Here is a 25,598-nt window from a genome sequence, read left to right on the forward strand (position 1 = left end):
ACCTGCCTTTTTTCGCACAGTTGCATTGCAGGCATACGTTGCGCCGTTCACGCGGCCTGCTTAAAGCCTTCGTCCATCGGAAACTGCTCAGAAGCGCAGCACTTTGTTTTTATCACCTTTCGAATGGATGATCGCCAAACGCTACCTCTTGCCGGGCAAGGGGGAGGCTTTCATCGCGCTCGTCGCCGGGATTTCGGTCGGCGTGGTGATGCTGAGCGTTGCCATGCTCGTCGTCGTGATGAGCGTGATGAACGGGTTTCGCGCAGAATTGCTCGACAAGATCGTCGGGCTGAACGGGCATGCCATTGTGCAAGCCTATGGCGGGCGGCTCGACAATTGGGAGGACACGCTCCGGCGTATCCAGGCGACCGAGGGCGTGACCGATGCCTCTCCGCTGATCGAACAACCTCTGCTGACCAGTTTCAACGTACCGGGTCGAGGCAATCTTGGTACGCGGCAACACGCAGGAAGATATCGATACGCTCGGTGAAAAGGTCATCCTTGGCGACATCGCGGGGCTGGAAGTTGGCGCCAACAAGGTCGCGATTGGCGTGCGGCTCGCGCAGAATATCGGGGCAAGTGTGGGAGACACGATCACCATTATCAATCCGCAGGGACGATCGACGCCATTTGGCACCGTCCCGCGACAGATCGGCTATGAAGTCGCGGCGATCTTTGAGGTCGGGATCTATGACTACGATCAGGCCTTCGTAGTGATGCCGATGGGCGATGCGCAAACCCTGCTCTTGCTCGGCGATACAATCGGCATGATCGAGGTCACGACCGAGGATGCTGATCGGGTTGAAGAGATACTCGATCCGATCAAAGCAGATCTGGAGGGTCAGGCAGTTATTTCGGATTGGAAGACGATCAATTCGACCCTGTTCGAAGCCTTGCAGGTTGAACGCGTTGCTATGTTCTTTGCGCTCAGTTTCATGGTGCTGGTGGCAGCTTTTAACATCCTTTCGAGCCTTGTGATGCTTGTCCGCGCCAAAACGCGCGATATTGCCATCATGCGCACGATGGGAGCAACTCGGCGCAGCCTCCTCAAAATCTTCGTCACCACCGGCAGCACCGTCGGCGTAATCGGGACCGTGGCGGGCCTGGCGCTGGGCTTCATCATCCTGTTCTTCCGCGAACCGATCGTGAGCTTCATAGCCTGGTCAACAGGGGCGCAGATCTGGGACCCACAAGTCAGGTTCCTCTCGACGCTGCCATCCCGCACCGATCCGTGGGAGGTGGCCGGAATCGTCGCTCTGGCGCTGATCCTCAGCTTCCTCGCAACGCTCTATCCCGCGTTCAAGGCCGCGAGCACCGATCCAGTGCAGGTGCTCCGCTATGAATAGCGCGCAGCCGATTGCTTCGCTCAAGGGGCTCAAGCGTAGTTTCAGCCAGGGTGGTCAGACCATCGAAGTTCTGCGCGGCGTCGATCTCGACATTATGCCGGGTGAAATCGTCGCGCTGCTTGGCCCATCTGGCTCAGGCAAATCGACCATGTTGCAAGCGGTCGGCCTGCTCGAAGGCGGGTTTGAAGGGTCGATCGCCATCGCAGGGACCGAGGCAAGCCGTTTGCCCGCCGATGGTCGTACTAAGCTGCGCCGCGAACATCTCGGATTTGTTTATCAGTTTCACCATTTGCTGCCCGACTTCAACGCGCTGGAAAATGTGGTGATGCCGCAAATGGTCGCCGGTTCTGCGCGGGCCAAGGCGGATGTGCGGGCGCAGCGTCTGCTCGAGGCCCTCGGCCTTGGCCACCGCTTGACCCACCGCCCGAGTCAGCTTTCGGGCGGCGAGCAGCAACGCGTCGCGGTGGCGCGGGCACTTGCAAATCGCCCGACTTTGGTTCTCGCCGATGAGCCGACCGGCAATCTCGATGAAAGCACATCTGACACGGTCCTGGGCCAGTTTCTCGAGCTGGTCCGGGGAGAAGGCAGCGCTGCGCTGGTCGCGACCCATAACGAGCGCCTTGCAAGCCGCATGGACCGCGTAGTGCGCCTGCATGATGGGGTGCTCACCTAGGGCTTGTCTGACAGCGCGGCGATGCCCACGTTCAGGGAAGCATCCTGAGGGGACGAAACATGACCACAATCGCAGATTTCACCGTCACCACCAATCGCGGTGAGGAGCTCGACCTGTCTAGCAAGAAAGGTCAAGTCCTGCTGGTCGTGAACACGGCGAGCAAATGCGGCTTTACCCCGCAATATGATGGCCTTGAAGAGCTGTATCAGAAGTACAAGGATCAAGGCTTTGAAGTGCTTGGCTTTCCCTGCAATCAGTTCGGCGCGCAAGAGCCGGGAAGTGCCGATGAGATCGCTGAATTTTGCAAGGTGAATTTCGGCGTCACCTTTCCGCTGATGGAGAAGGTCGACGTAAACGGTGCTGACGCATCGCCGCTGTTCGACTGGATGAAAGGCGAGGCCAAGGGCATCATGGGTACCACTGCGATCAAATGGAATTTCACCAAGTTCTTGATCAATCGCGACGGCGAAGTGGTGAAACGCTATGGTTCGGGCGATAAACCTGCGGCCATCGCCAAGGACATCGAAAAACTGCTGTAGAGCGCGCTATTTCCAGTGCCAGCGCAGCGGCTTGGTAGGTTCGCGCTCCAATAACCCCTTGGCTTCCAAGTCGAGCTGAACGGTTTTCGCCCACCATCCGCAGGTCTTGCCGCCGGGGAACAGGTCCTCGCTGAGATGCGGTTTGACCGCGTCGCGCGTTTCGGCTTGCGTAAGTCCCGGTGAAGCCTTGGGCAAAGCTGCATCAAAGGCCGCGCGCATATCCGCATATTTCGCCGCATTCACCCGGCTTTTGCGGCCCGGCACATTGACGTTTTCGACCTCGATCATCTCGGGCATTGTAACCTCCGTGATCGCAATTGTAGCTTGCCCCCAGCTTTTCCCCAAGGGGCGCATCTCATTCCCTTGAACTACCGCCGCGTGCGCGTAGCTTGGCAGTATGGCTTTCGCTCCCTTCGTGCCCCTACGCGTTCTCTCGTCCTATTCTATGCTGGAAGGGGCGATTGACCCCAAGGCGATTGCAAAGCTGGCGAAGGAACGCGGCTTTCCCGCAATAGCAATCTGCGACCGCAACGGCCTCTACGGCGCGGTGATGTTTGCCGGCGCGTGCAAAAGCGAAGGCGTTCAGCCCATCATCGGGACTCTGCTGGGCGTCGCGCGGCCCGGATCGGATGAGCGCGAGCGGGTGATCGTCGATTATCTGCCGCTCTATGCGCAGGATGAGGCGGGTTACGACAATCTCTGCCACCTGGTCTCAAAGGCGCACCTTGAGCGTCCGCTCGAGCTGGAACCGCATGTGCAAATGGTGGATCTTGAGGGGCACACGGATGGCCTGATCGCGTTGACTGGCGCGGGCGAGGGTGGTCTCACCCGCCTGCTTGCCGAGGAACAGCAGGATGCGGCCACCGCACTCTGTGATGAGTTGAACCGGCTGTTTCCTAATCGGCTCTATATCGAGCTTGCGCGCAACGGTGATGATGTGGCCGCCAAGGCGGAAGACGCGCTGATAGAGCTGGCCTACGACCGCAATCTGCCGCTGGTCGGCACGAACCCGTCGAACTTTGCCGATCCGCATATGCACAAGGCGCATGATGCCATGCTGTGCATCGCGAACTCGACCTATATAGAGAATGACGATCGACCGCGCTCCAATGCTCAGGCCTTTGTGAAATCAGCGCCGATGATGGATGAGCTGTTCGCCGACATCCCCGAAGCGATTTCCAACACTCTCGTGATCGCCCAGCGCTGTGCGTTTGCTCCACCCTATCGGGATCCGATCCTCCCCAGCCTCGCAGGGGACCTTGAGGGCGAGGCCAAGATGCTGGCGGAGGAATCGCGCAAAGGCTTGGAAGCGCGGCTCGAACCCTATGGCGACATGTCGGAGGAGGAGAGGAAGACCTATTTCGACCGTCTCGATTACGAGATCGATATCATCGTCGGCATGGGGTTCCCCGGATACTTCCTGATCGTTGCCGACTTCATCAAATGGGCCAAGGATAACGGCATTCCAGTGGGGCCGGGGCGTGGCTCGGGTGCGGGGTCCATTGTCGCCTGGGCGCTCACGATCACCGACCTCGATCCGATCCAGCTTGGTCTGCTGTTCGAGCGGTTTCTGAACCCCGAACGGGTTTCGATGCCGGACTTCGACATCGACTTCTGCGAGACGCGGCGCGGCGAAGTGATCCGCTATGTTCAGCAGAAATACGGCGCGGATCACGTCGCGCAAATCATCACCTTCGGCAAGCTGAAGGCGCGCGCTGTGCTGCGCGATTGTGGGCGTATCTTACAGATGAGCTATGGTCACGTGGATCGGCTCACCAAGATGGTGCCCAACCATCCGACCGATCCGTGGACATTGCCGCGTGCGCTCAATGGAGCGGCGGATTTCAAGGCAGAATACACCAATGACAATGAGGTGAAGCGCCTCGTTGATCTCGCGATGCAGCTGGAAGGTCTGCCGCGCAATAGCTCGACCCACGCCGCCGGTGTTGTGATCGGAGACAGACCGCTGGCGCAATTGGTCCCGCTCTACCGCGATCCGCGCTCGGATATGCCGGTGACGCAGTACGACATGAAGAATGTCGAAAGTTCCGGCCTCGTCAAATTCGACTTTCTCGGCCTCAAAACACTGTCCGTGTTGCGCAAGGCGACCGATCTCCTGGAGCTGCGCGGTATCACAATCGATCTCGGCACGCTGCCGCTCGATGACACCGCGGTTTATGACCTCATGCAGGATGGTAACACGGTGGGCGTGTTCCAGCTGGAATCTGAAGGGATGCGGCGAACGCTGAAGGCGGTGAAACCCAGCAACTTTGGCGACATTATCGCGCTCGTTTCGCTCTATCGCCCCGGTCCGATGGATAACATTCCGCTGTTCGGACAGCGCAAGGCGGGTGAAGTGCCAATCGAATACCCGCATCCCAAGCTCGAGGGCATTCTCGCCGAGACTTACGGTATCTTCGTCTATCAGGAACAGGTTATGCAGGCCGCGCAGATCCTGGCAGGATATTCGCTCGGCGATGCAGATCTACTGCGCCGCGCGATGGGCAAGAAGGTCCAGGCCGAGATGGACAAGCAGCGCGTACCGTTTCGTTGAGGGCTGCAAGGAAGTCTCAGGCATCGAAGCGCAGCAAGCCAACGAATTGTTCGACTTGATCGACAAGTTTGCAGGCTACGGCTTCAACAAATCGCACGCCGCGGCCTATGCCCTACTCGCTTACCAAACCGCTTGGCTGAAGGCGCATTATCCGGAAGAATTCTACGCCGCCTCGATGTGCTTCGACTTGCATCAGTCTGAAAAGCTGAGCATTTTTGTCGATGATGCGCGGCGCTATCGCCCGCCTGGCACAAAAGTGTCGCCGGATGGCGAGAATGAGGGCGTCACGGTCCTCCCACCCGATATCAACCATTCCGAAGCGCGCTTCACCGTGCAGCAGACCGACAGCGGCTATGGCGTGCGGTATGCGCTGGCAGGGATCCGAAATGTCGGTGAGAAGGCGATGGACGCTATCGTCGCTGAACGTCAGGCGAGCGGGCCTTTCGAGAGCTTGCAAGACCTGTTCGAGCGGCTCCCGCACGGCTCGATGAACCGCCGACAATTGGAAGGATTAATCGGCGCAGGCGCCCTCGACAGTCTGGAGCCCAATCGCGCGTCGCTGATGGCGAATGCCGACATGCTGCTTGCGATTGCCGATGCGGTCGAGCGCGAACGCTCCAGCGGGCAGGGCGGCCTGTTCGGAGGGGATAACGCGCCGCAAGAGGAATTGCGCCTCAAGGCGGTAGAGCCGTGGACCGATTCCGAGGTGATGACGAAAGAGCGCGAGAATTTCGGTTTCCGCTTCTCCGGCGATCCGCTCGGCAAATATCGGCAAGTTGCGTCCGCTCAGGGCGCGCGCTCCTATCAAAGCCTGCTCGACGGCGGAGCGCCAGCTAAGGGACGTGCGCAAGCGAGGGTCGCAGCTATGGTTGAGAGCGCCAGCAAGGCGAAAACACGCCGCGGCAAGGACTTTGCCCGGGTGCAATTCGACGATGGCTTTTCGCAATTCTCCTCCGCCTGTTTCGAGGAAGCACTCGTCGAACAATTCGTCGCGTGGGCTGAGACCAATGAGCGCGTCTTGCTGACAGTCGAAATCGACTCTCCAGGTCCTGGCGAACCGCCGCGCCTTACCGTGCGCGGGGCTAAACCGCTCGCCGATGTGAGCGGCAGGGTGGCGATGCAACTCCGCGCCGACATCCTGAGCGTCGAGGCGCTCAAGGATCTGAAGCTGGGGCTTCCCTTGGATGCCGAGGGCCAGGACCAGGGCGGAGGCGAAGTGGTCGTGCGACTGATCCTGGCGTCTGGCGAGGAGGCGCATATGCGGCTTGGGCGGAACTTCTTGCTCGATGGTGATCTCGCTGAGCGGCTCGCCGACATCGAAGGCATCGAAAATGTCGAGCTGAAACCCCTGATGGGCCGTGCGAACCTCAAACTGGTGGCATAGGCGCCCCACACATTTCGGTCCGCATTGAAGACCCAATTGCCAAGCGCGCCAATGCGCGGCATGAACGCTCCCAACGAACACAACGCAAAAGCGCGACAAAAAATGGAGAGAGAACCGATGCTCGGAGCCATGCAAGATTGGACCATGCGGATCACCCATGTGATCGACCACGCGGCGCGCGAAGCGGGCGCCCGCGAAATCGTCACCCGCTGGGCCGATGGCAGCGAAACGCGGACCGATTGGGCGGGAATTCGCCGAGATGCTTTGAAGATGGCGCAGGCATTGCAGGCGCTTGGTCTGAAGAAAGGCGATAAGGTCGCCAGCCTTGCGATGAACCACTCGCGCCATCTGGTCAGCTGGTATGGCGTCGCCGGAATGGGCGGGGTGCTCCATACCGTGAACCCGCGCCTGTTCGAGGATCAGCTCGAATACATCGTCAATCACGCCGAGGATAAGGTGCTCTGCTACGACGCGGCATTCCAGCCCATTGTCGACAAGATGAAAGACAAGTGGACCACGGTCGAGCACTACATTTGCTACGATTCCGGCGAGCACAATCCGTCATTTGAAGACTGGATCAGCGCGCAGGATGGCGACTTTGAGTGGGTGACAGGGCCGGAAACCGATCCGTGCATGATCTGCTACACATCTGGGACCACAGGCAATCCCAAAGGCGTGCAGTACGAGCACCGCTCCACGGTGATGCACGCGCTTGCAGGGCTCCAACCAGCGGCGTTCAATTTCAGCGCGTCATCCGTGATGCTGCCCGTGGTCCCGATGTTCCACGCTGCGAGCTGGGGCTTGCCCTATGCGGGCGCGATGGCAGGGATCAAGTTTGTATTCTCCGCGGTCAACGACCCGGCGGTGCTGCACGAATTGATGCTGCGCGAGAGAGTGACCGACAGCGCCGGCGTGCCAACCGTTTGGCTCGCGCATTTCCAATATTGCGACAAGGAAGGTATCGACCTGCCGCCTTTGAAGGCCGCAACAATCGGTGGCTCGGCCTGTCCGCGCTTTATGATCGAGCGACTGATGAAAAACGGTACGCGCGTTCAGCACGCCTGGGGCATGACCGAAACCTCGCCTATTGGTACGGTTGGCGGTCCGACCTGGGACTGGGACGAACTTACATTCGAGGAAAAAGTCGACAAGACCGCGATGCAAGGCCGCCCGATCTTCGGCGTTGAACTGCGCACGGTCGATCTTGACGATATGTCGACCGAGCTGCCGCGCGATGGCAAAACGTCAGGCGCGCTGCAAATTCGCGGACCGTGGATCATCAAACGCTACCTCAAGGCCGAACAGGACGCGGTTGGCAATGATGGCTGGTTCGACACTGGTGATGTCGGCATTATCCACCCCGATGGCACTTTGCAGCTGACCGACCGTACCAAGGACGTAATCAAATCGGGCGGCGAATGGATCAGCTCGGTCGAGCTGGAAAACGCAGCCGTGGGTCATGAAGGCGTGGCCGAGGCCGCGTGCGTCGGCATGTATCACCCCAAATGGGATGAGCGACCTGTGCTGTTCGTAGTCAAGAACGAGGGTTCTGACGTGACCGCCGAGGACGTGATCGAGCATTTGAAGCCACTGATCGCCAAGTGGTGGCTGCCCGATGCGGTCGAGTTCGTCGACGACATTCCGCACACGGCGACCGGCAAGATCAGCAAGAAAGACCTGCGCGATCGCTTTGCCGACTACAAGCTTGAGGCCTAAACCCAAATGAGCAGGCTCATCCTGCTCAACAAGCCGTTTGGCGTGCTCTCGCAATTTACCGGCGGCAGGGACGGGGTGGAAGACACTCTCGCGCATCTGGTCGAAGTGCCGAACGTCTATCCTGCCGGCAGGCTCGACAAGGATAGCGAGGGGCTGTTGCTGCTGACTGATGATGGGCGCTTGCAGGCGCGCATTGCCGAGCCGCGTCACAAGATGGCAAAGACCTACTTTGCGCAGGTCGAAGGCGAGCCGGAAGAGGCCGCGCTGGAGAGCTTGCGGAGTGGGGTTGAGCTGAAGGGTGGCATGACCCGTCCGGCAGAAGTTAAACGGATCGATACGCCGGACCTGTGGGAGCGTGATCCTCCGATCCGCTATCGCAAGAATGTGGCCGACAGCTGGATTTCGCTTGCCATAACCGAAGGCCGCAATCGGCAAGTGCGGCGCATGACTGCGGCGGTTGGGTATCCTACTCTGCGGCTTGTTCGCTGGGGTGTGGGGGAGTGGAATGTGGCGGGCCTTGCGCCGGGCAAATGGCGCGAAGTCACAGTTTAAGGAGCAACGGCAATGACGAGCTATATCGATCCTTCACCCGCGAATTTTCAGGCGTTCAAAGACCTGCCGCGCGATGAGCCGATCCACATGCTCAACCTGCTGCGCTATCGTGATGAGGCCGAATATCCCAAGGGCCATGAGCATGCAGGCAAGGGCTGGAGCGGAAGGCGTGCTTACGAGGAATACGGCAAGACCAGCGGACCGATCTTTCGCCGTGTGGGCGGCGAGATCATCTGGCGCGGAGCGTTTCAAACCATGGTCACGGGACCGGAACCGGACGAGAAGGTGTGGCACGATGGCTTCGTCGCGCAATACCCCAACGCTGGCGCCTTTTTCGAGATGATCAAGGACGCCGACTACCAACTGGCCGTAGTCAATCGCACTGCGGCCCTGGTCGATAGCCGCCTCATGCGCTTTGCCCCCGGTGAAGTTGGCGGAGGATTTGGCTAAAGTCATGGCTACCAAGACAGTCGCCATGCTCACCGCAGGAGGCCTTGCGCCATGTCTCAGCTCTGCTCGTGGGCGGGTTGATCGAGCGCTACACCGAAATCGCGCCAGACATCCGCATCATCGCCTATCGCAACGGCTATGCCGGGCTGCTCACCGGTGACTGGATTGAGGCCTCCCCCAGCGTGCGCGCCACTGCCGGGCGGCTCCATGCCTTTGGTGGAAGCCCGATTGGCAACAGCCGCGTAAAGCTCACCAATGTCGAGGATTGCGTGAAGCGCGGTCTGGTCGAACAAGGCCAGGACCCGCTGGCCGTGGCAGCCGAGCAATTGGCCCGCGACGGGGTGGACGTGCTGCATACCATCGGGGGCGATGACACCAACACCGCTGCCGCAGATCTTGCCGCGTTTCTGCGCGCGAACGGGCATGATCTGACTGTGGTCGGCCTGCCCAAGACGATCGACAACGATGTGGTCCCGATAGCGCAGTCACTGGGCGCCTGGACAGCAGCAGAACAAGGCGCGACCTTTGCGCGCAACATCATCGCCGAACACTCGTCCAATCCGCGCATGTTGATCGTGCACGAGGTGATGGGGCGCAATTGCGGATGGCTGACAGCGGCGACGGCGAAGGCGCACCATGACTGGGTCAAGACCGCGCCCTTTGCCGAGTGGGTCGATAACGCCGCTGCGCGCTGGGCGGTGCACGGGGTTTTCGTGCCCGAGCGCGCAATCGATTTTAACGCAGAGGTTGCTCGCCTGCGCGCAATCATGGACGAGCATGACGGGGTGAACCTGTTCATTTCCGAAGGGGCAGGCGCGCGCGAGATCGTCGGCGCGATGGAGGCAGCGGGCGAGGAAGTACCGCGCGATGCCTTTGGCCATGTAAAGCTCGACAAGATCAATCCCGGCGCGTGGTTCGCCGATCAGTTTGCCAAGCATTTGGGCGCGGAAAAGGTGCTGGTGCAAAAGAGCGGCTATTTCTCTCGCTCCGCGCCCGCGAATGAAGCTGATCTGGAGCTGATCCGCGCTTGCACGCATCACGCAGTGGAGGCAGCGCTTGCGGGCCGCTCAGGCGTGGTCGGGCAGGATGAGGATGCGGGCGACGAGCTGCGCGTGATCGAATTTGATCGGATCAAGGGTGGCAAAGTGTTCGACACCAACGCGCCGTGGTTCGCGGAGTTATTGCGTGAGTTGGGGCAGGAGTAGGAGGTCAAGATGAGGATTGGATTCTCGATTTTCCTATGCGCGCTCTTGGCAGCTTGCGGAACCGGTCGGGAGCGGGACTCAAGCGAAGGTCATTACACGCCACCAGAGTTGCAGTCTCTCAAGGAGAACGCGTCAGCTTGCTGGCGAGACGCAGAGTTGGTCCCAATCGAGCATTCGGAACATTGTGTAAACGTAAGCGAGACATTCTTTGCCAGTATGAAGAGTGAGTGCGACGGCAGCCGGTCCTTTGAATGCCTTGAATACAGCGCCGCGCGCAACGACATCATGTTCCAGTTTCAAGCAGCAATTACAAACAGCCTGTTGAAGTTCGGGGCTTCCAAAACCGTAAAAGAAGAAGTTGAAAAGAATGGAGCTTTCTTCGTCCATTTCAACGGCGAACTGCTGCGTAAAGCTTTCAACATATGTTTAGCTGAAGAAGAAAGTGCATTGTCGAAGCGCGGACTAAAACGCGTCTTGAGCCTGACTTTTCCAGATCTGGAGGAAGGCCAGATGTGTATCCGCGAAGGTTATCCAGACTTCGAGGTCGAGGAAATTTAGCTTTCTCGGGCATTCCAGCTGAATCGAAGACAGCCAGAGGCCAACCTGGAATCTCATGCAATGAAGCGTAGTCCCTTTGTGGCCCTATATCCTAGCGTGCGCTGAGGTGACGGTAGGCACTAAAACAACCGCATCTGCCCGCCCACCTCTGGCCGTCGGAACTGTGAGCAATCAAGCTCAAACCGTGGCGCGGTTTTGCCATGCCCCACACCAGCGCGCTTACAGGCGATGCGGAAGCGCGCGCGGAACAGGTCCGCCCACACGCCTTCGGGCCGCATGCGAGTGAAGAAATCAGGATCATTGTCCCGCCCGCCACGGATCGAGCGCACAATGCTCATCACTTTGCCAGCGCGGTCGGGGTAGTGCACCGCGAGCCACTCGCGGAACAGTGGCGCAACTTCGTGCGGCAGGCGCAAGGGTATCCATCCCGCCGAGCGCACACCCAATTCGCCCGCGCGCTCGACAATCCCTTCCATAAATTCGTCGGTGATCGCGGGGATTATCGGCGAGACCGAGCAATGCACGGGCACTCCCGCGTCAACCAGCTTTCCCAGCTCTGCAAGCCTTTTGGCCGGGGCAGCGCATCGCGGCTCCAGCTTGCCCGACAGTTTCGGATCAAGCGTCGTCACCGAAATCGCCACTGCGACCAGTTTGCGCGTCGCCATCTCCTCCAAGATATCGAGGTCGGCCAGCACCCGGTCTGACTTGGTGGTGATCGTCACCGGATGGCGCGCTTCAAGGCACACTTTCAGCACATCGCGCGTGATCCGATAACGCTTTTCAATCGGCTGATAGGGATCGGTGTTGGTCCCCAGGGCTATCGGCTGAGGTTTGTAACGCGGCTTGGCGAGTGTCTCTCGCAGCAGTTCTGCCGCATTGGGCTTTGCGAACAGCTGCGTTTCAAAGTCCAGTCCCGGCGACAAATCGTGATACGCGTGGGTCGGGCGGGCAAAGCAATAGACGCAGCCATGCTCGCACCCGCGATAGGCGTTGATCGAGCGGTCAAACGGGACGTCGGGCGATTGGTTGAAGCTGAGGATGGTTTTGGGGCGTTCCTCGGTGACGTGTGTCCGCAGCTTTATCGGAGGGCCGTCCAGAGCTTCAACATAGTCGCGCCAATCGCCATCCGCTTCGCGAGTCGCCAAGCCGAACCGCTCGGGAACCGCAGAGGACTGCGCTCCGCGTCCATTAATGGGCTGTTCTTTTGGCCGTTCCACATATGAGAACATAGAAAGAACATATGCGATTTGGAAGAGGCTATTTCTCTCTCAATCTCGGCATCAATTCGACGAAATTGCACGGGCGATTGCGGTTGTCGAGTTGCTCATCGAGGATCCCATCCCAGCCATCCTTCACCGCGCCGTTGGAGCCGGGCAGTGCGAAAATGTAGGTTCCTCGCGCCACCACCGCGCAAGCCCGTGATTGCACCGTGCTCGTCCCGATCGACTTGTAGCTCAGCCAGCGGAACAACTCGCCAAAGCCGGGGATGTCGCGCGCGCCCTCAATCCGACCAAGCGCCTCGGGCGTAACATCACTACCGGTTAAGCCCGTGCCGCCCGTGCTCACAATTGCATCAATGTCTGGGTCATCAATCCACGCATCGAATTGCTTAAGCAGCAAAGCCGCGTCGTCTTTCACAATAGCGCGCGCGGCCAGGAAATGACCTTTGTCAGTCATCCGTGCAGCGAGGATATCGCCCGAGGTGTCATCCGCCTCGGTCCGCGTGTCGGAAACGGTGAGAATGGCAATATTGATCGGGGTGAATTCTCTCGCCTCGTCAATTGCCATCGAACGCTACCTCTCCAATCGTGCCGAGCGCCTGATAGCGGCCTGCGGAAACTCTGGCCAGCGCCCCTGTGCGAGTGCACGGCGGCTCGGCGAGGCAAGGCCCGCAGAACGCTCATACATCCAGTAATTGCGCATCACGATCGCGACATAGCCGCGGGTTTCCCAATAGGGGATCGATTCCATGTAGAGCAGCGGATCATTGTTATCACGGATCTCGCTGTTCCAGCGGCTTACCGGCGTCAAACCGGCGTTATAGGCGGCCATGATCTTCGGCAGCTTGCCCTCGGTCGCGTAGCTGTCGCGCAGCATTTCGAGATGCCGCTGACCATAGCTGAGGTTCACTTCGGGATCGTTGAGATCGGAATAGCTCGCGCCAAGGTTCATGCTGCGATTGTGATCGCGCGCCGTGCCTGGCATGATTTGCATAAGGCCACGCGCATTGGCTGGGCTGACTGCGCCGGTGCGGAAGTTTGATTCCTGCAAGGCGTGGGCGAAGGCAAGGGCAGGGTCGACCCGCCAGCCTGACACCGGCTGCCAACGTGCTACCGGATATTGCAGGGCTCGGCTCGACCGAGCCCCACGCGGCGCGTTACGGGCCATGAACAATTGCGTTGATGGCAGGCCGAGTTCGCGGGCGAGGCGCGACAGAGCTTCATACTCACGCGGACTGCCGATGCGGGCCTGGTGACGCAGCACTTCATCGGCCAAAGTCGGGCGATCAATCTCGGTAAGGGCCGCCGCGATCCGCACATTGTCGTTGCGTGACAATGTGTTCCAATCGTCTTTTGAGAATGGCGCAGCCTGCGCGCTGGCCGGCGGCTTCACACCCAATTGCTCGCTTGCGAGCAGACCATAAAGCGTCTCTTCGTAGCGTGCAGCGGCAGAAAGGTGGTTCTGCGCTTTTCCCGGCTCGCGGCAGCGCACCAGCGAGCGATGCGCCCAATAATGCGCGGCAGCGGTTAGCTCGACATTGGTGGAGCGGCTCGCTGCGCGTTCAAAATTCTCACCAGCGAGAGCGCAAAACCCTTGGCGCCATGCGGCAAGTCCTGCGACCCAGTGCCCTTCGGCCACCCAAGCTCCGCTGCCTTCGCCGACAGTTTCGGCAAGTGCGAGTGAAGCTTCGTCATTATTCTCAATGTAGTAGCTCCACGCGACACGTTGCCGCCATTCAGCACGGGCTGAGGGACTCAGCTGCGCATCGACCTCCATCAAGAGCGCATGAGCTCCCGCAGGGTCATCATTCTTGATGCGATCAAGAATGTCTGAGCGGACGCTGGCCGGCATGGAGCCGTCCACCACCGAACGCGGACGTGTGCGCTTGGACGGATAAGGCTGGCTGCTGAAGCTCTGCGCGCTCGGCATCGACGGAATATATTCCAAGCCGCGTTTTACACCCATTCGTGCCGAGCTGCTCGGCTTGCGGCAGGTGAACGCCGTCTTTGAACCAATCGCTGATCTGCCCCGCGCTGATCTTGGGGCTCTTGGCGTGCGTGTAATACTCAGCGCGAGCGACTTGATTGAGCACGCCGCCATCGCTCTCGGCCAGCATCGCTTCAACGCGTTCCCATTGCTGGCGATCAATCGCGTTGAACAGATTGTTGTAGAAATTCTGCTCGCCGCCGCTCAGGACTTGCGGGATAACCTGACTGCGCTCGCCGCCGCGCCCTTCATAATGCGCGACCAAGCCGTCCGACTGCGCCAAAGCGCCGCCGGGAAGGGCGAGAGGAGCGGTGAAACAGGCGGCCAAAACTGCTGACCTAAAGGCTTTCGCCATCACCGATTTGCCTGCCATTCAATCCATCTCCGCCAGAAACGTGCTTTCAGCCTTGGGCTCGCCATCAGGCTTTCCAGACTTTCGCTAACAAGGAGCGGGATAGATCGCTCATTGTGGTTTTTTTCTGATGAAGGCTTGTGGTTTACGAATTGTGAATTCGTAGCGTCTTGCGCCGTTTCGTTGCCTAGGAGCGGCAAAAGGTTGGCGCCAAGGGCCAGAACCGCCTTGGGTGCGGCGTGTTTAATGTGCTCGGTTAACACCTCGGCCATCCCGGCTTGCGCGAGCGCACGTGTGTCAGCCATTGGCGTCGTACCGGGTGAGGGCGGATGCGATGTAGGTCCTGTCCTCGGCGATCCCCATCGCGGCAAGCATATTGACCAGCAATCGACCTTGAGGGCCTGACAGCAATTGCTCGCGATCCTGATCCTCCGGCGCCACAACCAGAACCATCAGATCGGCATTGGCTTGGCCCCTTGGCGCAACGCGACCACGCGGTCCAATTCCGTCCAATCCTGGCGCATTGAGCCAGAACTGGTGGAAAGCTTCAAGACTGTCGGGGCGACCTTCGGCGAACAGATCGAGCGTAGGCTGAACAGTTTTTTGCACATCCGCTTGCGCTGTATTCGACAATTGCGCCGCTGGTTTCGCGTCGTTTTGATCTTGTTTGGCGGCAGTGGCATCAGCAGGCGTTTGTGCATTTGCAAGCCAATCCGTAGCGTCATCGACATAATCGAGATCAACGCCTGCATCTTTCCACCACGCAAAAGCGGCGGCAATGTCATCGGCAAAAGAGGTGGGCGGGGCGTTCATCGGCTACAACCAAAGTCTTGACCTCGCGCCCTCATATTAGCAAGTGGTCAGACACGCAAAACCTAGGATAATTCAGGAAACATCGGGCTCATGAGCGAACGGGAATCAATGGAATGCGATGTCGTAATCGTTGGCGGAGGCCCGGCTGGTCTCTCAGCAGCGATCCGGCTGAAGCAATTGAATGAAGAGCTTGAGGTGGTTGTCCTCGAAAAAGGCTCCGAAATTGGCGCGCATATCCTGTCTGGCGCGGTGGTCGATCCCAAGGCTTTGACCGAACTGTTCCCCGATTGGCGCGACATGGATTGTCCGATGGCGGAAACGCCGGTGACGGATAACTGGCACTGGGTACTGTCAAAGACCGGCAAGACCTCTCTGCCGCACCTCGTGATGCCGCCATTGATGAGCAATCACGGCTGCTACACGGGCTCGCTCGGCAATATGACGCGTTGGCTCGGGGAGCAGGCAGAAGCTGCGGGCGTGATGGTATTCCCTGGTTTCCCTGCTGCCGAAGTTCTGATGAATGACGGTGTTGTCGCTGGCGTGGTGACGCAGGATATGGGCGTCGCGGAAGATGGCAGCCAAAAACCCGATTATCAGCCGGGGATGGAGATCCTCGCCAAATACACGCTATTTGCCGAGGGCGCGCGCGGATCGCTGACCAAGCAGATGAAGGCCGAGTACAACCTTGAAGCCAATTGCGAGCCGCAGGTATATGGCCTTGGTATCAAGGAATTGTGGGACATTGATCCCAAGAAACACGTGCCCGACCGCGTGATCCACACCCAGGGCTGGCCGCTGAGTGAAAGCGGCACGTGGGGCGGCGGTTTCTTCTACCATCAGGCGAACAATCAGGTCGCCATCGGCTTTGTCACAGCGCTTGATTACAAGAACCCGTGGGTTTCGCCCTATCAGGAATTCCAGCGTTGGAAGACGCACCCGGAGATCAAGGCGATCCTCGAAGGCGGAACGCGCGTTGCCTACGGTGCGCGGGTTATCAACGAGGGCGGATGGCAGTCTGTGCCCAAACTCGCCTTCCCCGGCGGCGCTTTGATCGGCTGCGCAGCTGGCTTTGTGAACGTGCCGCGGATCAAGGGCAGCCACACCGCGATGAAGAGCGGTATGCTGTGCGCCGAAGCGATTGTCGCCGAGATTGAAACGCAGGCGAGCCAGCCAGAGCTGCAAAGCTATGAGCCGTCTGTGCGCTCAAGCTGGATCGCGGATGAGCTCAAACTGGTGCAGAACGCAGAGCCTGCGGTTGCGAAGTATGGCGATGATATCGGCACGATCCTTGGCGGGATCGATATGTGGATGCGCACTCTCAAGATCGGTCTGCCGATTGCGATGAAGCACCACGCCGATTACACCATGACGGGCCGCGCGGACCTTTATCCCAAGATCGACTATCCCAAGCCCGATGGCGAGATCAGCTTCGACCGGCTGACCAATGTCGCCTACAGCTTCACCAACCATGCCGAAGATCAACCGGTCCACTTACAGGTCGGCGATCTCGAACTTCAAAAGGCCAGCGAATTTGACGTGTTTGGCGGGCCGTCCGCGCGCTATTGCCCGGCGGGCGTCTATGAGTGGATCGAGGAGGAGGGCAAGGAGCCCAAGTTCCAGATCAACTCGCAAAACTGCGTCCACTGCAAGACCTGCGACATCAAAGACCCGAACCAGAACATCAATTGGGTCACGCCTGAAGGTGGAGGCGGGCCGAACTATCCGAATATGTGATGGTCGAAAGGCTGCCAGGCATTTTCCTTTCTTCGACCGCTCTATTGGGCGCGGTGCTCTGTTCGTCCGGCTGTTCCGCGGCCACCGACGCTCCCAGCACGAAAGAGACTTTTGAGCGCGTCAGTAAGCACCAAGAGTTGATAGCAAAAATTGAAGCTCTCGTTGAGCTTCCTGAGGGCGCACGCGAATTAGAAGACTACGGGCGCAATTATGCCAGGGACGGGCAAGGAAGGGTTATAGCCGTCTACAACTTGCCTCCGCAGCCTAGAGAATCCGATGCGCGGTGCTCCGTCTACGAAGATGGGGTGTTTCGACCGTGTACGGATGCCGAAAGCGCAGAAGCTCAAATCCAGTTCGACGCAGAGATTGAAGGCCAGGCGGCAGCAGGAGAATCGCGTTGGTTCGAAAACCCGGATGATCTGCCAGTGTATCTTGACGGTGGGTGCTCATTTATCTCAGTGATTTACTATCCAGAGATCGACAGTGCCGACGCAAGCTGCAATGGCGTGGCTTAAAGTGAATCGTTGACCACCATCGAAACCGCCTACGCCAAGATCAATCTCGCGCTGCATGTTCGCAGGCGGCGCGACGATGACTATCACGAGCTTGAGACGCTGTTCGCCTTTGTCGACGCAGGCGATACCCTGACAGCGCGCGTGGCCGAGCAGGACACCGTCACCACCACAGGCGAATTTGCGGGCGGGATCGACAATCCCTTCGACAATCTCGTGGCGAAGGCGCTTTCAGCACTCCCGCGCGCGCAGGCACTCGAAATCACCCTCGAAAAGAACTTGCCTGTTGCTGCGGGGCTCGGTGGAGGGTCAGCCGACGCAGGAGCGGTCTTTCGCATCGTCCGCGAGGCATTCGGGCTGCCAGACGACTGGCGCGAGCGCGCAGCAAAACTAGGCGCGGATGTGCCAGCTTGCGTCGACAGTGACATGCATATTGGCGTGGGAGTGGGTGACGAGCGGCGCGAAGTCGAAAACGATCTTACCGGCACGCCGGTCTTGCTTGTCAATCCGCGTGTCCCGCTCTCGACGCCGCCGGTTTTCAAGGCTTGGGATGGGAAAGATCGCGGAGCGCTCCCGACCGGAACGGCGAGCGAAATCGCCCTTCAAGGCCGCAATGATCTGCGCGATCCCGCTATCAGCATAGCCCCGCAAATCGCTGATGTACTCGCGCAATTGTCGCTGGACGAACCGCAAAAGTTTGAAATGTCAGGATCAGGGGCCACATGTTACGCATTGTACGAAAGCAGCGCGGCGCGTGATGAAGCGTATCAGCGGATAGCGACGAGCCACCCGGATTGGTGGCAAATGGCAGGGGCATTACGATGATCGACGATTTGCCGTACCGACAGGTGGGCGTTGTCAGGCGCGGCGGAATGCTCTGCGTCGCCGATCATGCGTCCAATTTCGTGCCGGACGACATTCCGCTCGGCGTCAATCCAGACAGGATGGAGACCCACATCGCGTGGGACATCGGCGTTGCGGGCATTGCTGGTCGCATGGCCCGTCGTCACGACATCCCCGCGCACTTGGCTGAAATCAGCCGCCTCGTGGTCGATCTTCACCGCGAAGAGGATCATCCGGCTGTCGTTCCAACCGAGAGCGATGGCGTCCTAATTCCCGGCAATATCGGTGCGGATGTGGAGACGCGGCTTGATCGCTTCTATCGCCCTTATCACAGAGCGCTGGAGAAATGGCTCGAGGATGCTGACCCCAAGCTGATCATCTCGCTGCACTCCTTCACGCCCCGTCTTGAGACCGACGCTTCGCAAGAGCGCCCATGGGAAGTTGCGCTGCTCTACAACGAGGATGACCGCGCCGCACGCCACGCGATCCGCTTGTTTGGCGAGCTTGGCCTCAATGTTGGCGACAACGAGCCCTATTCGGGCAAGGAGCTCAACGCCACGATGAACCGTCATGCCGAGGCGAAGGGCCGATATTACTGCGCGATCGAAGTGCGGCAGGATCTCATCACTACGCGCGCCGAGCAATCGCGCTGGGCGGCAATGATTGCCGACGTATGCGGAAGGGTTGCGCTGGCGCTCGACTGAAGGCACAGGCTGTTTCCCGAAAACCTCGATTCAGGAAACAAAATGTCGTTCGACAAATCCAAATTGCCCTCGCGTCACGTCTCTGTCGGGCCGGAGCGTGCACCGCACCGTTCTTATTACTACGCGATGGGGATGACCGAGGAAGAGATCGCGCGCCCATTCGTCGCGGTTGCCAGCGCAGGTAATGACAGCGCGCCGTGCAACACGACGCTCGATCCGCAGGCGAATATTTGCCGCGAGGGCGTCATCGCGGGCGGGGGAACGCCGCGCCGTTTCAACACAATCACGGTAACCGATGGCATCGCGATGGGCCACCAGGGCATGAAAAGCTCGCTGATCAGCCGCGAAGTGATCGCCGACAGCGTAGAATTGTCGGTGCGCGGACATTGCTATGACGCGCTGGTGGGCTTTGCCGGGTGCGACAAGAGCCTGCCCGGCATGATGATGGCGATGCTGCGGCTCAATGTGCCGTCGATCTTCGTCTATGGCGGCTCAATCCTGCCCGGCACGCATCACGGCAAGGATGTGACCGTAGTCGACGTGTTTGAGGCGGTTGGACAGCACGCTGCTGGCAATTGTCCCCTGCAAGAGCTGATCGCGCTCGAAAAGGTTGCTTGTCCCGGCCACGGCGCTTGCGGTGGTCAGTTTACCGCGAACACAATGGCATGCGTTGGCGAAGCGATCGGATTATCGCTGCCGAACAGTAACATGGCGCCCGCTCCTTACACATCGCGCGAGGAGATTGCGCGCGCTGCCGGCAAGCAGGTGATGAACCTACTCGAGCTGAACTTGCGCCCGCGCGACATTTGCACGCGTGAAGCGTTCGAGAATGCTGCTCGGGTCGTCGCTGCGACGGGTGGCTCTACCAACGCGGCCTTGCATTTGCCCGCGATGGCCAGCGAGGCCGGGATCGACTTTGACCTCTTTGATGTCGCCGAAATCTTCAAATCGACGCCCTACATTGCCGACTTGAAACCGGGCGGCAAATATGTCGCCAAAGACATGTATGAGGCCGGCGGTGTCTATATGGGCATGAAAACGCTGCTCGATGGTGGTTTCCTCGATCCCAATCCGATGACGGTGACCGGAAAGACGTTGGGCGAGAACATCGACGAGATCACGTGGAATCCCGATCAGAAGGTGTTCTACGACGTGAAGGCGCCGATCACGCCCACCGGCGGCGTCGTGGGCCTCAAAGGCTCGCTCGCGCCCGATGGAGCGATTGTGAAGGTTGCAGGGATGGAGCGGCTGCAATTTACCGGCCCTGCGCAAGTGTTCGATTGTGAGGAAGACGCCTTTGCCGCGGTTGAAAATCGCCAGATCAAAGAGGGCAGCGTAATCATAATCCGTTATGAAGGGCCAAAAGGCGGCCCTGGCATGCGCGAAATGCTCTCCACCACCGCTGCGCTTTACGGGCAGGGCATGGGCGAGAAGGTCGCGCTGATCACCGATGGGCGGTTCTCGGGCGCGACGCGCGGCTTCTGCATCGGCCATGTGGGGCCGGAAGCAGCCGATTGCGGGCCAATTGCGCTGGTCGAAAACGGGGACGAGATCGCGATCGATGCCGAAGCGGGCACAATCGACCTTAACGTCGCCGAAGACGTGCTGGTCGAGCGCAAGAAGGCGTGGCAACCGCGCACCAATGACTATCAATCCGGCGCTTTGTGGCGCTATGCCCAGAATGTCGGGTCGGCGCGCTCTGGCGCTTTGACTCATCCGGGAGCCAAGAGTGAAACCCATGTCTTTGCGGATATTTAGTGCAAGCTTCTGCGCGCTGGCACTGGCCGGATGCGATGGCGGCGACGCCAGCTCCGAGCCGGAGGGCAATACGATTGATTGCGCGATCGGGCCCGGCGCGGAGTATTCGAGTGTGTGCACGCTGGAACGCGTGGGTGAGGGTGCCGAGTTTCTCATCCACCATCCCGACGGCGGGTTTCGGCGTATTGCCATCGATGCGGAAACGCGTGCGCTTGTTTCGCTTGATGGCGCGGACCAGCTCGAGGATCGCAGCCTTGATACTTCCAAGGCGCGACAATTTGCCATTGGCGAAGATCGGTATGTGATCCCGGCCGACATGCTGACAGGCGGACAGTGAGCCTCAACCAAATCCTCACCGTCGCCCAAATGCAGGCGGCTGAGCAGGCGATTTTCGACACCGGCATCACGGTCGATGAACTGATGGCGGTCGCAGCGGGCGGTGCAGCCGAGTGGATAAGGCGGATTGCTGCGGGTAGGGCGGTGACAGTGCTTTGCGGGCCGGGCAACAATGGCGGCGATGGGTATGTAATTGCCGAGATCCTGCGCAAAGCGGGTCTAGCGGTGACGGTTGTCGCGCCGATGGATCCGGGCACCGATGCCGCCCGCAATGCGCGCGAGAGATTCAAAGGCAAGGTGCTGAGTTCAGGCGGCGAAGCCCAAGGTGAGGTCTTCGTTGATTGCCTGTTCGGATCAGGCCTGACGCGCGCCCTCTCGCCAGAGCATTCGCTGATGCTGCGCGATCTGGCCAAGCGTCATACGATCTGCGTGGCGGTCGATCTGCCCTCAGGTGTCGAAAGCGACAGCGGTGCAATGCTCAATGAGCGCCTGCCCCTATACGACGTGACTTTGGCTCTCGGCGCGTGGAAGTTTGCCCATTGGCAACTGCCGGCGCGCGAGATCATGGGCACCATGCAGTTCGTGCCAATCGGGGCCGATCCGGTTGCGGGTGCTGCGCAATTGATCGCGAAGCCTCGCTTGAGCGCGCCCGGCAGCACGGCGCACAAATACACGCGCGGGCTTTGCGCTATCGTCGGAGGCGAGATGCCCGGTGCGGCGCTGCTCGCGAGCAAGGCAGCAATGCGTGCAGGCGCAGGCTACGTGAAGCTCCTCTCTGAAACTGCGCCGCGCAGGCCGGCGGGATTGGTTGTCGATCAGTCTAGCCTTGAAGATGCATTGTCCGACGAGCGTTTTAGAGCAGTCTTGATTGGGCCCGGTTTGGGTAGGTCGATGAGTTCTTTGGTCAAACTTCGGCAGGCCCAAACGCCTAATCTGCCTATTGTTTTTGACGCGGACGCGTTGATTGCCCTTAAGCCAGAATTTCTATCAGATTGCCCTCAGAGTCTCGCCACCCCACACGATGGAGAACTTGAAGCCCTCTGCAAGAACTTCGCTGTAATCGCAGAGGGGCGCAAAGCACGCGCTCAGGCACTAGCGTCGGCCAGCGGAATGGTGGTGCTTGCGAAGGGACCTGACACGATCATCGCTGCGCCGGATGGGCGCTTGGCTGTCGCTCCGCCAGCCCCAAGCTGGCTCTCGATTGCGGGCACGGGAGATGTGCTCGCCGGGATCGCCGTCAGCCGCATGGCAACGGGGCAGGACGCCTTCACTGCCGCCTGCGAAGCCGTCTGGCTTCACGGAGAGGCCGCGCGGATGTGCGGACCTGCATTTACAGCCGACGAGCTTGCCCAAAGCGTGAATGCCGCTATGCGCTCCTGCTTGTGAGCAGCACCAGCACAATCATTCGCATTGCGGCCAAAGGCGACGGCGTGACCGAAGATGGCCGCCTTGTGCGAGGCGCCGTGCCCGGTGACAAGATCGGTCCTGATGGCACGATTACTCGCGGCCCCAACCACGTTACGCCGCCTTGCCAGCATTTTGAGCGATGTGGTGGATGCCAGTTGCAGCACGCGAGCGAAGCGGCGCTGGAGGACTTCGTGCGCTCGCGCGTAGTCAATGCGGCTGAAGGGCAGGGGCTCTCTCCCGTTGAAGTCCTACCAGTCCACCTTTCGCCTGCGCAAAGCCGTCGCCGCGCGACATTGCACGCTCTTCGCACAGCGAAAGGCGCGGTCATCGGTTTCCGCGAAAGCGGTTCGCACAATATCGTCGATCTTGCCGAATGCCCGGTACTGTTGCCGGAACTCACCGCTCTGATACCGGCTCTGCGCACCTTCGTTGCAGCGCATGGAGGCCGTGCGCCGATCGATGTTGGTCTCGCTATGTCGGATCAGGGCGTCGATTGCAGCCTCAGCAATATCGCTCTCGAAGGACTGGAGGCGACCGAGGCGGCGCTCGATTTCGCGCGCGACAATGGCCTCGCACGGCTTTCGATCGATCAAGGCTATGGCGCAGAGACCGTGTGGGAGCCCGTGCCGGTCATGGTCACGCTAGCGGGCGTACCCGTTCCAATGCCTGTCGGCGCATTCCTGCAAGCAACCCGCGATGCCGAGGCGCGCATGGTCGCAGATGCGCGAGAATGGCTGACCGGAGCTGGCGTAGTCGCTGATCTTTTTTCGGGCCTGGGAACCTTTGCGTTTGGGCTGGCCGAGGGACGCAAAGTGCTCGCGGTTGAAGCTGATCAGGCTGCTCATCTCGCTTCTAAAGCGGCAGCGGCACGCAGCCCGCTCGAAGTGCACACCATGCACCGTGATCTCTTCCGCAATCCGGTTGAAGCGGCGCAAATCAGCAAGTTTGGCGGTGTGCTGCTCGATCCGCCACGCGCTGGTGCGCGCGAGCAAGTGGCACAGATTGCGACAAGCACTGTGGCACGGGTCATTTATGTCAGCTGCAACCCATCCAGTTGGGCGCGTGACGCGGCAAGGCTGGTCGAAGCGGGCTTTACTCTCGCAAAACTGCGTCCAGTCGGGCAATTCCGTTGGTCAACGCATGTCGAGCTAGTGAGCTATTTCACACGTTAGGCGCGGCGATCAGGCACGCAAGGCAGCCAATATCTGCCCGCGGAGCCATTTTTCGGCATGCGATTCGACATAGGCGTGGCTGGCGCCATCACAGCGGGCAATCCGATCATCAGCTGCATCCCAATGATTGAGGAACGCCTGACCAGTGCGATCATCGTCTGAAACGAGGAAGCGCACCGGCCCGGCAAACTCGCTCAGCCCCGCGCGCATTTCTTCGAGCAAACCGTTCGTTGCCGACGTGCTCTTGACCGATTTCTTCAGCCCTTTCGCCAGCTTGCGAAGATTCACGCCACCGCCCAGCAAGCGCTTGACCTCTTTGGGATTCTTCAGCTTTTCGAGATAGCGCGCTCGAACCGCATCGGGAGCTGGCATACCGTCACCGCCATCGTCCTCAATCGTCCACGGGTTCGATAGAATCAGGCCGTCGCACTCAGCGCCTTTGGCCAACATCAGGGCAGAGGCAGCATCGCAATTGCCAAAGCCGATAATGCGATCGAGTTGAGGTGCGATGGCTTGGAAGGCATGGATGGCGGCCTTGATATCGCCCTTGGACTTCCGAAAACCACGGTTCTCGCCTTGGCTGTCACCGACACCGCGACGGTCAAAGCGGAACACCGGAAAGCCAGCTTTCGAAATGGTCGCTGCGAGCTTCGCTTGCCCGCCAAAGGCGCCAGAGCGAATTTCATTGCCGCCGCTGACGATCAGCAGACCCGTAGTTCCAGGCGCCGTATCGAGCGTGCCTGCGCATTTGAGCGTGCCGCAGCCAAAGTCCATGTGCAGGCGGCTCACGGTGTCGCAAGCTCCTCTGCGAGGAGGCGGGCCAAGGCATCGGCCTGAACGGCGTCTTCGTCTGGTTCGGCGCGCAGCCAAAGACCACGGCCACCCACGTCTTTCTGCGAAATTTCAGTAAGGTGCGGCGCGCCGTCGTCGTCAGCATCGGCCAAGTCGCGGAACAATTGCGGGCTGATCTCCCAGCCTGCGAGTCTGAGACCGTTTTCTCGACCTTCAGCCATGAGCGCGTCGCTCGAAACCTCTCGGCCACTCTCTCGCGCTGCGATGACGGCAGCGCGGATCATCCCGCGCAGCTGCTTCGCACCGGCGTGTGGTGCGTATTTCCATCCGGAAAGTCCCCCAGGTGCAAGCAGAGCTCCACATCGAAACGTGAGGACATGGGTTGCGCTCACATGCTCTGCCGTAGCCGTCATAGCGGCGCGCCAAGTGCCAAGATTCTGCGACCCAAGCGGCTGAGCACTCTCGTTCCAACCAGGCAGATCGGGCAGGGTGCTGGCAATGCCGGCTTCAGCAAGCCGGCGCATGATCTCAACGATTTGCCGACGGAGTTTATTGTGCTCATCGAAAAACGGGGGGGCGATCAGAACAGTTTGTGCGCCATCACCGCCCAGCGACAACAGCAGCTCGTTTGCAGTGCTGCCATCCGGCAACGGACATGGCCATTCGCCCAGCACGATGGCTTAGCCCTCATTCACCTTCGCAACGGCAAAATCAAGCAATACGCCATAGGTTTCAAGCATTTCGCCATCGACGTCGTCATCCTCGATGATGATATCGAGCCGATCTTCCATCTCTGTGAGCAGTCCCGCGACCGCCATCGAATCCAGTTCTGGCAAGTGACCAAACAGTCCAGTGTCAGCATCGAATTCGGACACCTGATCATTGTCGATGCCAAGCACGTCGGAAATGATCGCCTTTAGGACCGCGTCGACCGCCGGATTGTCTTGCTCGTCAGAAACCGTCACGTCCGCGCTTTGCTCGGCAGAACAAT

At 59.7% G+C, this 25,598-nt stretch carries 24 protein-coding genes and 2 pseudogenes; 17 read left to right on the forward strand and 9 right to left on the reverse strand.

The annotated features are described in order from the left end of the window. Positions 1-103: 103 nt before the first annotated feature. The 3 genes and pseudogenes from ACZ1GU_RS07675 (at position 104) to ACZ1GU_RS07685 (ending at position 2,558) form a co-directional block, all read left to right on the forward strand. A pseudogene (locus ACZ1GU_RS07675) lies at positions 104-1,346 on the forward strand (lipoprotein-releasing ABC transporter permease subunit). Continuing rightward, positions 1,339-2,019, forward strand: coding sequence for an ABC transporter ATP-binding protein (locus tag ACZ1GU_RS07680; RefSeq protein ID WP_472647437.1), 681 nt, complete (start codon positions 1,339-1,341; stop codon positions 2,017-2,019). The pseudogene ACZ1GU_RS07675 and the gene ACZ1GU_RS07680 overlap by 8 nt, the downstream one beginning before the upstream one ends. Positions 2,020-2,078: 59 nt before the next feature. After that, positions 2,079-2,558: a glutathione peroxidase gene (locus ACZ1GU_RS07685; RefSeq protein ID WP_472647438.1), complete on the forward strand. Its 480-nt coding sequence runs from the start codon at positions 2,079-2,081 to the stop codon at positions 2,556-2,558. Between the two features lie 6 nt (positions 2,559-2,564). Here ACZ1GU_RS07685 and ACZ1GU_RS07690 read toward each other — a convergent pair whose 3' ends face one another. Continuing rightward, the gene (locus ACZ1GU_RS07690) at positions 2,565-2,855 is read right to left on the reverse strand and encodes a DUF6958 family protein (protein ID WP_472647439.1); all 291 of its coding nucleotides are present in this window, start codon (positions 2,853-2,855) and stop codon (positions 2,565-2,567) included. 100 nt (positions 2,856-2,955) lie between these two features. Here ACZ1GU_RS07690 and dnaE point away from each other — a divergent pair. From dnaE to ACZ1GU_RS07720, 6 genes and pseudogenes are all read left to right on the forward strand, one after another. Beyond that, positions 2,956-6,496, forward strand: a pseudogene (gene dnaE / locus ACZ1GU_RS07695) (DNA polymerase III subunit alpha). A 117-nt stretch (positions 6,497-6,613) separates the two neighbouring features. Next, positions 6,614-8,212: a long-chain fatty acid--CoA ligase gene (locus ACZ1GU_RS07700; RefSeq protein ID WP_472648730.1), complete on the forward strand. Its 1,599-nt coding sequence runs from the start codon at positions 6,614-6,616 to the stop codon at positions 8,210-8,212. Between the two features lie 6 nt (positions 8,213-8,218). Next, positions 8,219-8,764, forward strand: coding sequence for a pseudouridine synthase (locus ACZ1GU_RS07705; RefSeq protein WP_472647440.1), 546 nt, complete (start codon positions 8,219-8,221; stop codon positions 8,762-8,764). 12 nt (positions 8,765-8,776) lie between these two features. Then, positions 8,777-9,214, forward strand: a complete 438-nt coding sequence (locus ACZ1GU_RS07710) for a DUF1330 domain-containing protein (RefSeq protein WP_472647441.1) — start codon at positions 8,777-8,779, stop codon at positions 9,212-9,214. Between the two features lie 44 nt (positions 9,215-9,258). Further along, complete coding sequence (locus tag ACZ1GU_RS07715; RefSeq protein WP_472647442.1) at positions 9,259-10,419, forward strand: pyrophosphate--fructose-6-phosphate 1-phosphotransferase; 1,161 nt, start codon at positions 9,259-9,261, stop codon at positions 10,417-10,419. Positions 10,420-10,428: 9 nt separating this feature from the next. Continuing rightward, positions 10,429-10,977, forward strand: a complete 549-nt coding sequence (locus tag ACZ1GU_RS07720) for a hypothetical protein (RefSeq protein WP_472647443.1) — start codon at positions 10,429-10,431, stop codon at positions 10,975-10,977. Positions 10,978-11,096: 119 nt separating this feature from the next. Here the strand turns inward: ACZ1GU_RS07720 and ACZ1GU_RS07725 are convergent, their stop codons facing one another. From ACZ1GU_RS07725 to ACZ1GU_RS07745, 5 genes are all read right to left on the reverse strand, one after another. Further along, positions 11,097-12,206 carry a PA0069 family radical SAM protein gene (locus ACZ1GU_RS07725; protein WP_472647444.1) on the reverse strand — a complete coding sequence of 370 codons (1,110 nt, stop codon included), beginning with the start codon at positions 12,204-12,206 and terminating at the stop codon, positions 11,097-11,099. A 28-nt stretch (positions 12,207-12,234) separates the two neighbouring features. Beyond that, positions 12,235-12,765, reverse strand: coding sequence for a molybdenum cofactor biosynthesis protein B (gene moaB, locus ACZ1GU_RS07730; RefSeq protein WP_472647445.1), 531 nt, complete (start codon positions 12,763-12,765; stop codon positions 12,235-12,237). Positions 12,766-12,771: 6 nt separating this feature from the next. Next, positions 12,772-14,049, reverse strand: a complete 1,278-nt coding sequence (locus ACZ1GU_RS07735; protein WP_472647446.1) for a lytic transglycosylase domain-containing protein — start codon at positions 14,047-14,049, stop codon at positions 12,772-12,774. Then, complete coding sequence (locus ACZ1GU_RS07740) at positions 14,018-14,557, reverse strand: hypothetical protein (RefSeq protein ID WP_472647447.1); 540 nt, start codon at positions 14,555-14,557, stop codon at positions 14,018-14,020. Before ACZ1GU_RS07740 ends, ACZ1GU_RS07735 begins: the two co-directional genes overlap by 32 nt. Positions 14,558-14,833: 276 nt before the next feature. After that, positions 14,834-15,349, reverse strand: a complete 516-nt coding sequence (locus ACZ1GU_RS07745) for a hypothetical protein (protein ID WP_472647448.1) — start codon at positions 15,347-15,349, stop codon at positions 14,834-14,836. Between the two features lie 90 nt (positions 15,350-15,439). Between ACZ1GU_RS07745 and ACZ1GU_RS07750 the strand changes: the two genes are divergently transcribed. From ACZ1GU_RS07750 to ACZ1GU_RS07785, 8 genes are read left to right on the forward strand one after another with little or no spacing between them, the layout of a single operon-like run. Further along, positions 15,440-17,083, forward strand: a complete 1,644-nt coding sequence (locus ACZ1GU_RS07750; RefSeq protein ID WP_472647449.1) for an electron transfer flavoprotein-ubiquinone oxidoreductase — start codon at positions 15,440-15,442, stop codon at positions 17,081-17,083. Continuing rightward, complete coding sequence (locus ACZ1GU_RS07755) at positions 17,083-17,598, forward strand: hypothetical protein (protein ID WP_472647450.1); 516 nt, start codon at positions 17,083-17,085, stop codon at positions 17,596-17,598. The genes ACZ1GU_RS07750 and ACZ1GU_RS07755 overlap by 1 nt, the downstream gene beginning before the upstream one ends. 9 nt (positions 17,599-17,607) lie before the next feature. Further along, positions 17,608-18,420, forward strand: coding sequence for a 4-(cytidine 5'-diphospho)-2-C-methyl-D-erythritol kinase (locus tag ACZ1GU_RS07760; RefSeq protein WP_472647451.1), 813 nt, complete (start codon positions 17,608-17,610; stop codon positions 18,418-18,420). Then, positions 18,417-19,142 (forward strand): N-formylglutamate amidohydrolase, encoded by a 726-nt coding sequence (locus ACZ1GU_RS07765; protein ID WP_472647452.1) that lies wholly within the window; start codon positions 18,417-18,419, stop codon positions 19,140-19,142. Before ACZ1GU_RS07760 ends, ACZ1GU_RS07765 begins: the two co-directional genes overlap by 4 nt. 42 nt (positions 19,143-19,184) lie before the next feature. After that, complete coding sequence (ilvD, locus tag ACZ1GU_RS07770) at positions 19,185-20,900, forward strand: dihydroxy-acid dehydratase (RefSeq protein ID WP_472647453.1); 1,716 nt, start codon at positions 19,185-19,187, stop codon at positions 20,898-20,900. After that, positions 20,881-21,237: a hypothetical protein gene (locus ACZ1GU_RS07775; RefSeq protein ID WP_472647454.1), complete on the forward strand. Its 357-nt coding sequence runs from the start codon at positions 20,881-20,883 to the stop codon at positions 21,235-21,237. Before ilvD ends, ACZ1GU_RS07775 begins: the two co-directional genes overlap by 20 nt. Next, entirely contained in the window at positions 21,234-22,622 is a 1,389-nt protein-coding gene (locus tag ACZ1GU_RS07780) for an NAD(P)H-hydrate dehydratase (RefSeq protein ID WP_472647455.1), read from the forward strand. Before ACZ1GU_RS07775 ends, ACZ1GU_RS07780 begins: the two co-directional genes overlap by 4 nt. Next, complete coding sequence (locus ACZ1GU_RS07785) at positions 22,619-23,815, forward strand: class I SAM-dependent RNA methyltransferase (RefSeq protein ID WP_472647456.1); 1,197 nt, start codon at positions 22,619-22,621, stop codon at positions 23,813-23,815. The genes ACZ1GU_RS07780 and ACZ1GU_RS07785 overlap by 4 nt, the downstream gene beginning before the upstream one ends. 9 nt (positions 23,816-23,824) lie before the next feature. Here ACZ1GU_RS07785 and ACZ1GU_RS07790 read toward each other — a convergent pair whose 3' ends face one another. Genes ACZ1GU_RS07790 through ACZ1GU_RS07800 form a run of 3 tightly spaced genes read right to left on the reverse strand, consistent with a single transcriptional unit; the run spans position 23,825 to position 25,572 of the window. After that, positions 23,825-24,604, reverse strand: a complete 780-nt coding sequence (locus ACZ1GU_RS07790; protein WP_472647457.1) for a hydrolase 1, exosortase A system-associated — start codon at positions 24,602-24,604, stop codon at positions 23,825-23,827. Continuing rightward, entirely contained in the window at positions 24,601-25,281 is a 681-nt protein-coding gene (locus ACZ1GU_RS07795; protein ID WP_472647458.1) for a hypothetical protein, read from the reverse strand. Before ACZ1GU_RS07795 ends, ACZ1GU_RS07790 begins: the two co-directional genes overlap by 4 nt. A 6-nt stretch (positions 25,282-25,287) precedes the next feature. Further along, positions 25,288-25,572, reverse strand: coding sequence for a phosphopantetheine-binding protein (locus ACZ1GU_RS07800; RefSeq protein WP_472648731.1), 285 nt, complete (start codon positions 25,570-25,572; stop codon positions 25,288-25,290). Positions 25,573-25,598 lie beyond the last annotated feature (26 nt).

This window comes from Erythrobacter sp. HA7-11 (genome assembly GCF_055693605.1).